The sequence below is a fragment of the Streptococcus sp. 116-D4 genome, assembly GCF_009731465.1.
In the GTDB taxonomy this organism is placed as follows: Bacteria; Bacillota; Bacilli; order Lactobacillales; family Streptococcaceae; genus Streptococcus; species Streptococcus pseudopneumoniae_E.
The window spans coordinates 208,868-220,390 of the sequence record NZ_AP021887.1 but is presented as its reverse complement, the minus strand read 5'-3'; the positions used below and the strand labels follow the sequence as shown (position 1 = coordinate 220,390).

Annotated in this window: 9 protein-coding genes; 1 reads left to right on the top strand and 8 read right to left on the bottom strand. The window is 39.5% G+C overall.

Annotated elements, in window-relative coordinates:
- The first annotated feature begins 72 nt into the window (after positions 1-72).
- Complete coding sequence (locus tag UKS_RS01125) at positions 73-1,329, top strand: ISL3 family transposase (protein WP_156011434.1); 1,257 nt, start codon at positions 73-75, stop codon at positions 1,327-1,329.
- A gap of 86 nt (positions 1,330-1,415) precedes the next feature.
- Here UKS_RS01125 and adhE read toward each other — a convergent pair whose 3' ends face one another.
- From adhE to UKS_RS01085, 8 genes are all read right to left on the bottom strand, one after another.
- The gene (adhE, locus tag UKS_RS01120; protein ID WP_156013013.1) at positions 1,416-4,067 is read right to left on the bottom strand and encodes a bifunctional acetaldehyde-CoA/alcohol dehydrogenase; all 2,652 of its coding nucleotides are present in this window, start codon (positions 4,065-4,067) and stop codon (positions 1,416-1,418) included.
- A 300-nt stretch (positions 4,068-4,367) separates the two neighbouring features.
- On the bottom strand, positions 4,368-4,778 hold the full coding sequence (locus UKS_RS01115; RefSeq protein WP_049496862.1) for an MORN repeat-containing protein: 411 nt from the start codon (positions 4,776-4,778) through the stop codon (positions 4,368-4,370).
- On the bottom strand, positions 4,765-5,208 hold the full coding sequence (locus UKS_RS01110) for a low molecular weight protein-tyrosine-phosphatase (RefSeq protein ID WP_156011433.1): 444 nt from the start codon (positions 5,206-5,208) through the stop codon (positions 4,765-4,767). Before UKS_RS01110 ends, UKS_RS01115 begins: the two co-directional genes overlap by 14 nt.
- A gap of 46 nt (positions 5,209-5,254) precedes the next feature.
- A complete protein-coding gene (gene yajC / locus UKS_RS01105) occupies positions 5,255-5,554 on the bottom strand; it encodes a preprotein translocase subunit YajC (RefSeq protein WP_049492702.1) in 300 nt (99 codons plus the stop codon).
- Between the two features lie 128 nt (positions 5,555-5,682).
- A complete protein-coding gene (tkt, locus tag UKS_RS01100; RefSeq protein WP_156011432.1) occupies positions 5,683-7,659 on the bottom strand; it encodes a transketolase in 1,977 nt (658 codons plus the stop codon).
- 113 nt (positions 7,660-7,772) lie between these two features.
- A complete protein-coding gene (ulaG, locus tag UKS_RS01095) occupies positions 7,773-8,864 on the bottom strand; it encodes an L-ascorbate 6-phosphate lactonase (RefSeq protein ID WP_156011431.1) in 1,092 nt (363 codons plus the stop codon).
- A 111-nt stretch (positions 8,865-8,975) separates the two neighbouring features.
- Positions 8,976-10,649 (bottom strand): BglG family transcription antiterminator, encoded by a 1,674-nt coding sequence (locus tag UKS_RS01090; protein ID WP_156011430.1) that lies wholly within the window; start codon positions 10,647-10,649, stop codon positions 8,976-8,978.
- A gap of 166 nt (positions 10,650-10,815) precedes the next feature.
- A complete protein-coding gene (locus UKS_RS01085; RefSeq protein ID WP_049496875.1) occupies positions 10,816-11,523 on the bottom strand; it encodes an L-ribulose-5-phosphate 4-epimerase in 708 nt (235 codons plus the stop codon).

The following is an 11,523-nucleotide window of genomic DNA, read 5'->3' as shown; positions in this document are numbered from 1 at the left end:
TTTTGTTGTAGAAAAAAAGTCCCATATGACCTATAATGAAAAGCGACAAAACAACTCATTAGAAAGATTCATATGGAACAATTACATTTTATCACAAAACTTCTCGATATTAAAGACCCAAACATCAAGATTCTAGATATCATCAATAGAGATAGTCACAAGGAAATCATCGCTAAATTGGATTATGAGAACCCACCTTGCCCTAATTGCGGAAGTCAAATGAAGAAATATGACTTTCAAAAACCGTCTAAGATTCCTTACCTCGAAACGACCGGTATGCCTACTAGAATTCTCTTGAAAAAGCGTCGATTCAAGTGCTATCAGTGCTCAAAAATGATGGTGGCTGAGACTCCTCTAGTAAAGAAGAATCATCAAATCCCTCGTATCATCAACCAAAAGATTGCGCAAAAATTGATTGAAAAAACTTCTATGACCGATATTGCTCATCAGCTTGGCATTTCAACTTCAACTGTCATTCGCAAGCTCAATGACTTCCGTTTTAAGCATGATCTTTCTCGTCTTCCTGAAATTATGTCATGGGACGAGTACTCCTTTACAAAGGGAAAGATGAGTTTCATTGCTCAAGATTTTGATAATCTCAATATCATCACTATTCTTGAAGGCAGAACACAAGCTATCATTCGAAATCACTTTCTTAAATATGATAGAGTCGTTCGATGTCGAGTGAAAATCATTACGATGGATATGTTTAGTCCTTACTATGACTTGGCTAAACAGCTTTTTCCAAACGCTAAAATCGTGTTGGATCGTTTCCATATTATCCAACATCTCAGCCGTGCTATGAGTCGTGTGCGTGTTCAAATCATGAATCAGTTTGAACGAAAATCTCATGAATACAAGACTATCAAGCGCTACTGGAAACTCATCCAACAGGATAGTCGTAAATTGAGTGATAAACGCTTTTATCGCCCTACTTTTCGTATGCACTTGACCAATAAAGAGATTCTAGACAAGCTTTTGAGCTATTCAGAAGACTTAAAACACCACTATCAGATCTATCAGCTCTTGCTTTTTCACTTTCAGAACAAAGATCCTGAGAAATTTTTCGGACTCATTGAGGACAATCAAAAGCAGGTTCATCCTATTTTTCAGACTGTCTTTAAAACCTTTCTAAAGAACAAAGAGAAAATCATCAACGCTCTTCAATTACCTTATTCCAACGCAAAATTGGAAGCGACCAATAATCTCATCAAACTTATCAAACGTAACGCCTTTGGATTTCGGAACTTTGAAAACTTCAAAAAAAGAATTTTTATCGCTCTGAACATCAAAAAAGAAAGGACGAATTTTGTCCTTTCTCGAGCTTAGCTGACTTCAACCCACTACAGTTGACAAAGAGCCAATAGAATTACAAAAAAGAGACAGGATTCCTCCTGCCTCTAGGCTGATAACAATTATTTACGGCGTCCTGGTCTTTCTTTGTAGCCATAGTAAGAATCTTCGATGATTTCTTGCATATGGTCAACCATTGGAAGGCGTGGGTTAGCTGGTGAACATTGGTCTTCGTAAGCAAGGAAGGCTAATTCACGTGAATGTTCTTTCCATTCTTTTTCGTCGATACCTTGTGCTTTGAAGTTCATTTGGATACCTACGCGCTCACCAAGTTCATAGACAGCTTTTGCGTAAGATTCCACACCTTCTTCTGGAGTAGAAGCCGGAAGCCCAAGCATACGAGCGATATCTTGGTATTTTTCATCTGCACGGTAGTAGTTGTACTTAGGCCATGTTGCTGTCTTAGCTGGACGCGTACCGTTGTAGCGGATGACATATGGAAGCAAGATTGCATTTGTACGACCGTGGATTGTGTGGAATTGCGCACCAATCTTATGAGCCATTGAGTGAGAAATACCTAGGAAGGCATTGGCAAAGGCCATACCAGCGATTGTTGAAGCGTTATGCATTTTCTCGCGTGAATGGAAGTCTGCGTTCTTAACTGAGCTTTCAAGGTTTTCGAATACAAGTTTGATAGCTTGAAGCGCAAGACCGTCAGTGTAGTCGCTAGCCATTTGTGATACGTAAGCTTCAGTTGCGTGAGTCAATACGTCCATACCAGTATCAGCAGCTACAAATCCAGGAACAGTCAATACCAAAGCAGGGTCTACGATTGCCACAGTTGGTGTCAATGAGTAGTCAGCAATTGGGTATTTGCGGTTGTTTGCTTTATCAGAGATAACGGCAAATGGTGTCACCTCAGATCCTGTACCAGATGTAGTTGGAATCGCGATGAATTTAGTCTTCTTACCAAGCAATGGGAATTTGAAGGCACGTTTACGGATATCCATGAATTTTTGTACAAGGTCACGGAAGTCCACTTCTGGTTGCTCGTAGAAGAGCCACATTACTTTAGCAGCGTCCATTGGTGATCCACCACCAAGAGCAATGATTGTATCTGGTTTGAAGGAACGCATAATCTCAGTACCACGTTCAACTGTAGTGATATCTGGATCTGGTTCTACATCTGCAAAGATTTGGTAAACAACCTTATTGCGACGAAGGTCAAGTTGTTCGATGATACGATCAAGGAAGCCAAGCTCTACCATAGCGTGGTCAGTAACGATCATGACACGCTCAACGTCACGACATTTTTGAAGGTATTGAATTGAATCACGTTCAAAGTATGTTTTTGAAGGAAGTTTCATCCATTGCATGTTATTTCTCCGTCTTCCGACTTTTTTGATATTCAAGAGGTTAATGGCGCTAACGTTATCCCCAACTGAGTTACGTCCGTAAGAACCACATCCGAGTGTCAATGATGGCAAGAAGGCATTATAAACATCCCCGATACCACCGAAAGTAGAAGGTGAGTTACAGATAACACGAATAGCTTTAACAGCTTTACCAAATTCTTTAGTCAATTCTTCATCAGCTGTATGGATAGCTGCTGAGTGCCCAAGACCGTTAAATTCAACCATTTGACGAGCTTTTGCAATACCGTCTTCGCGACTTTCAGATTTCAAAACTGCGATAACTGGTGATAATTTTTCACGAGTCAACGGCTCGTTTTCGCCAACTTCTTTACATTCTGCAGCAAGAATGTTTGTTCCTTCTGGAACTGTAAATCCTGCTTGCTCTGCAATCCAAATTGCTGGTTTACCAACGATGTCAGCGTTTAATTTTGCACCAGCACAGTTTTTGCTATTTGCTTTCACGCCGAAGCAGAATTCTTCTAGAAGGGCTTTTTCTTTTTTGTTTACAAAGTAAGTGTGATAAGATTTGAACTCTGCTACAAATTCATCGTAAATTTCTTTATCAATGATAACCGCTTGCTCTGAGGCACAGACCATACCATTGTCAAATGATTTAGACATGACGATATCGTGTGCAGCTTGGCGGATGTTAGCTGATTTTTCAACATAAGCTGGAACGTTTCCGGCACCTACCCCAAGAGCTGGTTTACCACATGAGTATGCAGCTTTAACCATGGCATTACCACCTGTTGCAAGGATTGTTGCAACACCTTCGTGGTTCATAAGTGCACTAGTTGCTTCCATAGATGGTTCAGTGATCCACTGTACACAGTTTTCAGGCGCTCCTGCTTTAATAGCAGCATCACGAACGATTTGAGCTGCGTGAGCTGATGATTCTTGAGCTGATGGGTGGAAGGCAAAGACGATTGGATTACGTGTCTTCAATGAAATCAACGCTTTAAAGATTGCTGTTGAAGTTGGGTTTGTTGTAGGAGTGATACCACAAACAACACCAACCGGTTCAGCGATGAGAGTCAAACCTGTTACATCGTCTTCTTCGATAATGCCAACTGTTTTAGTGTGACGCATGTTGTTTACTACGTGCTCACAAGCAAACAAGTTCTTAGTTGCTTTATCCTCAAATACACCACGCCCTGTTTCTTCAAAGGCATGTAAAGCCAATTCTCCGTGGGCATCCAAAGCTGCCACTGAAGCTTTTGCTACGATGTAGTCAACCTGCTCTTGGTTCAACTTACGCATTTCTTCAAGGGCAACGAGAGCTTTTTGCACCAAACCATCGACATGCTTTTCAGCAGCAAGTTTCTTTTCCTCTGGTGTCACAGTTTTTTTATCAGCCATATTTTCCTCCATAGCTTTCAAGGATTGCAAGTCCTTTGTTAATTTTTTCACAAGTTTATTATAACGCATTATTTCAACTTTGTAAACAGTTTCATAAACATTTCACAAAGAATTTTTAGTTCCTTGTGAAATGTTTTTCATTTTCTTTTCTTATCAGGCTTTTTCTTCAAAGTTTGTGAAATTTATTTCAAATATTTTTTATTTCACAAACTTGTTTGGAAGAAGGACTTGGAAATTGATAGATTTTCTAGTAAGCGCTTACTTTTTATTTCTAACAATACCTCCTTTGATAAGGAGGCTTTATTTTTGTTGAAAAATGCCTTGTTTAAAAGTCCCTTCATAAACGACTTCTTGTTCAGTTGTTAGTTTTCCTTTTCCATCAGCCTGACCATTTACAAAATCACCCTCGTATGTCCAGCCTTCTTTAGATTGAAAGGTACCTTTTCCATTGAATGCTCCATTTTTGAAACCACCTGTATATTGGTCTCCATTTTGGAAGGTAATGGTACCTTGCCCATTCATTTTTCCACGGACAAGACTGCCATCGTAAACAATCGTTCCATTATCAAGCTTTAGAACACCTTTTCTGGGCATATTTAGAAAAAAGACGAGTACAGCACAAAAAACAATGACAACTACTGCTAGAGTCTCTAAAAGTGGACGAGTCAGATAGACAAGATACTTTTTGTAAAAATTCTTAAGATTTTCCATCTTCACTCTCCTTTTTTAAACGTTCTAACCAAGCTTGACAACCCTCTTGAACACGCTGATAGGTCTCCTCAAAATCTCCTGTATACCAAGGATCTGGAACACTTTCAGATGCAAATGAGTATATCTTATCTTGACAGCCTACTGGACACATCTGACGTAAGTCAGAAACATTTGAAGCATCCATTCCGATAATATAATCAAAGGATTCAAAATCTTCCTTACTAATCTGAAGCGATGTTTTGCCTTTTTCATAAGGAATCTCATACTCTTGAAAAATCCCTTGAGTTCCCTTATGAATCGGATTGCCATGTTCCCAAGAGGACGTCGCTCGACTTTGGATTTCATAATTATCTGTCATTGATTTCATAACAAACTCGGCCATAGGGCTACGGCAAATATTTCCCAGACAGACAAAGACTAGTTTTTTCATCCCATTTCCTTTCTTTTATAGAAAAACGGGAGTTAGTAATCCCGTTTTATTTTTCAATTGCACCTTCTAATGAAGCTGTTTCTTTAAGCGGTAACACGGTCTTGATAGCTGCTAGTTCAAAAGTCAAGTAAACTCCATCTACATCAAGAACAATCGTTCTCTTCTCAGTATCTACTTCATCCACTGTTCCGTAGAGTCCACCGATTGTGATCACTTCATAGCCTTTTTGAAGCTTGTTCAAACTTTCCATACGCTTTTGTGCTTGTTTCTTTTGAGAACGTTGCATAAAGAACATCAAGGCAAACATACCTACAAGCATGATCACAAATGTTAAATTTGGACTAATATTTTCCATAGTATTTTCTCCTTTGTATTTTACATAGGACTACTATATCAAATTTCAGCTACTTTTACAAGATTGTGCCTTGTTTTTATGGTTATAAAAAATCAGAGTTTTCACTCTGATTTTTGTGATTATTTCAAGTTTTGAACAACTTTGACTAGATTTTCAACTGTAAATCCGTACTCTGCCAATACTTTTGGTGCTGGGGCAGAGGCTCCAAAGGTATCAATACCGAGAACGGCTCCATCAAGACCAACGTATTTATACCAGTTTTGAGTTGCTCCCATTTCGACTGCTACACGACGACGGACTGCATTTGGTAGGATTTCTTCTTTGTATGCTGCATCTTGCGCATCAAAGACATCTGTAGATGGCATGCTAACCACGCGCACCTTGTCACCTTGGCTTGCCAATTCTTTAGCGGCTGCAACAGCGAGATTAACCTCTGAACCACTCGCAATCAAGATAGTGTCGAAGCCTGCTGCATTTTCATAAACGACATAAGCACCTTTCGCAACCTTGTCAAAGTCTGTTCCTTCCTCAACAGTCAAGTTTTGACGAGTCAAGACAAGAACAGTCGGTGTTTTCTCGCTCTTAACTGCTTGATACCAAGCTGCTTGTGTTTCACGTGCATCAGCAGGACGGAAAACATTAAGGTTTGGAATCGCACGAAGACCTGCCAAGTGCTCAATTGGTTCATGAGTTGGACCATCTTCACCAACTGCGATTGAATCGTGAGTGAAGACATAAGTCACCGGAAGACCTTGTAAGGCGGACAAACGAACTGCTGCTTTAAGGTAGTCTGAGAATACGAAGAAAGTTCCACCATAAACTCGAAGTCCACCGTGAAGAGCCATTCCGTTCAAGACAGTACCCATTGCAAATTCACGAACACCAAACTGAATGTTACGGTTCAAGCGATTAGCATCGTCTTGAAGTGCGTCAGTCTTGATATAAGTCATGTTTGAGTGAGCAAGGTCTGCTGATCCACCAAGGAAGGTTGGTAACTTAGCCGCCACAATATTCAAGGCATCTTGGCTTGAATTACGAGTTGCTTGAGAGAAGCCATTTTCTAAGGCTGGGAAGTCTGCTGGAGTCACTTCAACTGGATCACGGCCGTCGATGATGGCTTCTACTTCTGCAGCCAATTCTGGGTGAGCTTCCTTATAATCTGCGACTAGTTTTGTCCATGCTCCATAGGCTGATGCGCCACGGTCTGCAACATGTTCTTTGAAATCAGCATATACTTGTTCTGGGATTTCAAATGGTTCATAGTCCCAACCGAGCGCTTGGCGAGTTGCTGCAGTTTCATCTGCTCCAAGAGGAGCACCGTGTACAGCATTAGTTCCTTGCTTGTTTGGAGAACCGTATCCAATAACAGTCTTCACTTCAATCAAAGATGGTTTGCCTGAAGCTTTAGCTGTTTCGATAGCAGCATGGATTGCTTCCAAGTCTGTTCCATCTTCTACCAAGGCAGTATGCCAACCGTAGGCATTGTAACGGTCACGAACACTTTCTGTAAAGGAATCCTTTGTTTCGCCATCCAAGTTGATGTCATTTGAATCATAAAGGACAACCAGCTTATCTAGTTTTTGCAAGCCTGCGTATGAAGCTGCCTCGCTTGAGACACCTTCCATCAAGTCTCCGTCTCCACAGATAACATAGGTATAGTGGTCAAAGATATTGTAGCCTTCGCGGTTATACTTCGCTGCAAGGAAACGTTCTGCTTGGGCAAAACCAGTAGCAGTTGAAATCCCTTGTCCTAGAGGACCTGTCGTAGCATCAATTCCCGCTGTATGGCCAAATTCTGGGTGACCAGGTGTTTTTGAACCCCATTGACGGAAGCGCTTGATCTCATCCATACTAACATCTTCAAAACCAGAAAGATGAAGAAGAGCATAAAGGAGCATTGAACCATGGCCTGCTGAAAGAATAAAGCGGTCGCGGTTAATCCAGTTTGGTTTAGCTGGATTGATACGAAGTTGTTTTGTAAAGAGGCTATAAGCCATTGGAGCCGCTCCCATAACCACACCTGGGTGACCTGAGTTGGCTTTATTAATAGCGTCAATACCTAGGAAACGAATTGCATTAACAGATAGATTTGACATAGAATTTCCTTTCTATTTGAGGTGATTATTGGATCACACATTCTATTTTACTATTATATGAAAATTATCCGTATCATGCAACATACGGATAACCTCCAAAGAATATTTTTATATTATAGCAAAGCTTTAAATTGAATGTTAGAGTCTTGTTCAAAACAATCATCAAAACCACGTGGATGATGGTATTCTACTAAGTGTTGATCTTGAGGATAAGTGTACTTACCGCCAACTTCCCAGATAAATGGATGGAAATCGTATTGCAAGCGATCTTTTCTCATTTTCCAAAGTTCTAGAATCTCATTAGTAGAAGCCATGAAGTTAGACCAGATATCATAGTGAACTGGGATAATGACTTTGGTACGCAGATTTTCTGCCATACGAAGAAGGTCGATAGATGTCATTTTATCTTGGATACCTACCGGATTTTCACCATAGTTATTCAAAGCAACATCAATTTTAAAGTCTTTACCATGTTTTGCAAAATAGTTTGAGAAGTGAGAATCTGCACCATGATAGATGGTTCCACCTGGTGTTTCAAAGATATAGTTAACAGCCTTTTGAGCCATTTCTTCATCTGTAACAGCTAAGCCAGCAAGTTCACCGTCTGTCTCATCAGCACCGTTCACTGGGAGAGTTACCAAGCAAGTACGGTCAAATGATTCTACTGCATGAATCTTCATATCTTTTAATTCGATAGTGTCACCTGGTTTAACAACAATGATACGTTCTTTTGGAACACCCCATCCTTCCCAGATTCGTCCACAGTGGTAAGGACCGATAAACTTAACATGCTCTAACTTAGGATTGTTGAGAATTGCTGCAGCTGTGTATGGGTCGATATGATCACTGTGGAAGTGTGAAACTAAGTAATAGTCTAGTTCGTTGATAGCAAACGGATCGATAACCATTGGCTGAACACGTAAGTTTGGTTGCAACTTACGAACACCTGCCATATTTGCCATTTGGTGCCCACGAACCATATCTTTCACTTTTTTGGTTGATTTTCCACGGTTTGACCAAAGGTCCATGACAACGTTAGCACCACCTGGTGTCTTAATCCAAGTACCACAGTTGCCTAACCACCACATGGCAAAGTTGCCTTCAGGTACGACTTCTTCTTCGATTTCTTCGTTCAACCATGTTCCCCACTCTGGGAAAGTAGCTAAAATCCATGACTCTCTTGTAATTTCTTTGACGTTTGGCATATGTTGCCTCCTTTGGATATAATTGTTATCTTTGAGATTAGTATACCACCCTTCAAAACACTAAAAAAGACCAAGAAAAACACAGGTTTGTGTTCATCATTGGACTGTCCTTCAAATATCTTCCAAAAAAGCTTGAACTACTATTTCTTGATTTATAAGTGTTTGAACCTCTTCTTGGAACTTACTAGCCAACTTGCTGTCTACAATATAAGACGAAATAAGACTAGAAAGATTTTCACTGAAACTTTTGCTCTCATTACGAAATATATTGTGTTTAAGATAGTCTAGTATTTTTAAAATATCTTCTGCTTCAAGGATAGGATTAACCTTTAAAATCGGAAATCTGCTATCCAAATCATCATTAGTAGTAATCACTACATCAACTTGTGCAATATCTTCCACACTCTTAAATTGTTCTGTTGTAAATACAGTGCCAATTTGCTCATTGGGAAAATAAAGTTTGCATTGTTTCAGCAAAAGTCTCGAAACCGCAACACCTTCATCACAAACGAGATAAACTTTTTTCATATTTTTTTGAGACGATGGTGTATACTTTAAAAAGCCTCCAATATGAATCGTCAAATAGGCAACATCATCGTCTGTTAGCCGAATAAACCATGCTCCTTCTAAAATTTCCGCAGATTTTCTAGTGACTAAAAATAATTCTCCATACTTGGATCGAATTTGTTTTGTTAGAGGATTTTTAGAAAAAATACCGTAAGTCTTTCTAAATAACAAGGCTTTACAGTGGATCATCAAATTTCGTAACAAATCATCCTTGTTCTCAATCTCCATTCGGATTTGTGATTCAAAATACCAGATAAATTCTTCTAAAGCAAGTTTTAATTGCCGAAAATCATCGCTTTCTGCATGAATATCCAAATCTTTACGATAGGAGAGGAGAAGAACAGCTACAAGAGAAACTTCAAGTTCTGACAAAGTAATTTCAAACTTTTGAAACAACCGTTCTCCTAATTTCTTAGATACCTGATACTCTATTCTTTTTCTTATCAAAGAAAATTCTTTCTCTATATCCTTATGTCTTTCTTGATACTGTTCAACATTATGACAGCTTAACAGCAAATAAGGTAGAATCTGCAACATAAAAGTTACTTCATGATGGTTTATTTTCTTCCCTAAATCTTGTTCAACTAAAGGAACCTGTTCCTTAAAAAATTGGTTCATTTCAACAGAAAGCAAACACTCATCATCTAACCTCTCTTTCATCTTATCTTCTAAAATAGATACAAAAGTGGTATTTTCTTCCATAAAAATATGATATAGAAGCGATTGAAGATACTGAATTTTATTAAGAGGGTGGGCATGAAGATGGTATCCCTGTGACTTGCTCACTTGCAAGGTCACCTGATATTGTTCCAAGGTTAGCTGATAACGAATACTATTCAAATCATTGAGAACAGTATTCCTAGATACCTCTGTTAACTCCATCAATTTTTCAATCGTAATACGTTCTTTAGAAATACCTATCCATAGTAACATTATCATCATACGTTCATGCGCACTCATGATATAATCGTAGGAATCTACTTCCGATAATAGTTCACAACAAGCATCTCTCTGCTCTTCCGTTAAGTGAATACCAATCCGTGGAATACTATTGATGTGAAGCGCCTCGTCACCCAGAGCAGCATTGATTTTGTCAATGTGATAATAAATTTTCCTTCTTGACTCTTTCAAATCTTTTGAAATCGTCATAATCGTTTTGGACGTTTCTTGATCCATCAAATATTGAAGCAAGTCACAGCTCGCCTTATCTAAAACCATAATTCATACTCCTCTATTTGTCAATCGCTTCCAAAACAACTTTATAATGGTATCACATTCGTAAAGACTTTGCAATTATATGCTGTAAACTCTTACCATTGGATATTTACAACTACAAAAGCGAGGCTTGGATCGCAAGGTCCTAGCCTCTTTTCAATTCATTTTCTTATTTCTTTTGACCGTAATAAGCATTTGGCCCATGCTTACGTTGGTAGTGTTTTTCTAGGATGTACTGAGGAGCAGGTTCAACTCTTGGATTGATTTGCTCTGTGAAGCGATTCATCTTAGATACTTCCTCTAGTACAACTGAGTGATAAACAGCATTTTCTGGATTTTTGCCCCAGGTAAACGGACCGTGATTGCGCACGACAATCCCTGGAACTTCAACTGGATTAAGACCACGACGCTCAAACTCTTCCACGATGACCAGGCCAGTATCTTTTTCATAGGCCACTTCTACTTCATCCTTAGTCAAACTACGAGCGCAAGGGATTGAACCGTAGAAATAATCCGCATGGGTTGTCCCATAGAAAGGAATATCACGGCCTGCCTGAGCCCAACCAACAGCTTCTGTCGAATGGGTATGGACCACACTATCAATCTCTGGCCAAGCCTTATATAACTGCACATGAGTTGGAAGGTCCGAAGATGGTCTTAAATCTCCTTCTAGAATCTTGCCATCCAGGTCAGTTACCACCATGTTTTCAGGTGTCAATTCGTCATAATCTACGCCTGATGGTTTGATAACAATGACACCGAGTTCGCGATTGACTTCAGATACATTGCCCCAGGTAAATTTAACAAGTCCATGTTTTGGCAATGATTGATTGGCATCACAGACTCGTTTACGCATAGCATTAATTACTTGATTCAT

Coding starts and splice junctions, on each gene's coding strand:
- UKS_RS01125 (WP_156011434.1), top strand. CDS start 73: ATGGAACAATTACATTTTATCACAAAACTTCTCGATATTAAAGACCCA.
- adhE (WP_156013013.1), bottom strand. CDS start 4,067: ATGGCTGATAAAAAAACTGTGACACCAGAGGAAAAGAAACTTGCTGCT.
- UKS_RS01115 (WP_049496862.1), bottom strand. CDS start 4,778: ATGGAAAATCTTAAGAATTTTTACAAAAAGTATCTTGTCTATCTGACT.
- UKS_RS01110 (WP_156011433.1), bottom strand. CDS start 5,208: ATGAAAAAACTAGTCTTTGTCTGTCTGGGAAATATTTGCCGTAGCCCT.
- tkt (WP_156011432.1), bottom strand. CDS start 7,659: ATGTCAAATCTATCTGTTAATGCAATTCGTTTCCTAGGTATTGACGCT.
- ulaG (WP_156011431.1), bottom strand. CDS start 8,864: ATGCCAAACGTCAAAGAAATTACAAGAGAGTCATGGATTTTAGCTACT.
- UKS_RS01090 (WP_156011430.1), bottom strand. CDS start 10,649: ATGGTTTTAGATAAGGCGAGCTGTGACTTGCTTCAATATTTGATGGAT.
- UKS_RS01085 (WP_049496875.1), bottom strand. CDS start 11,523: ATGAATCAAGTAATTAATGCTATGCGTAAACGAGTCTGTGATGCCAAT.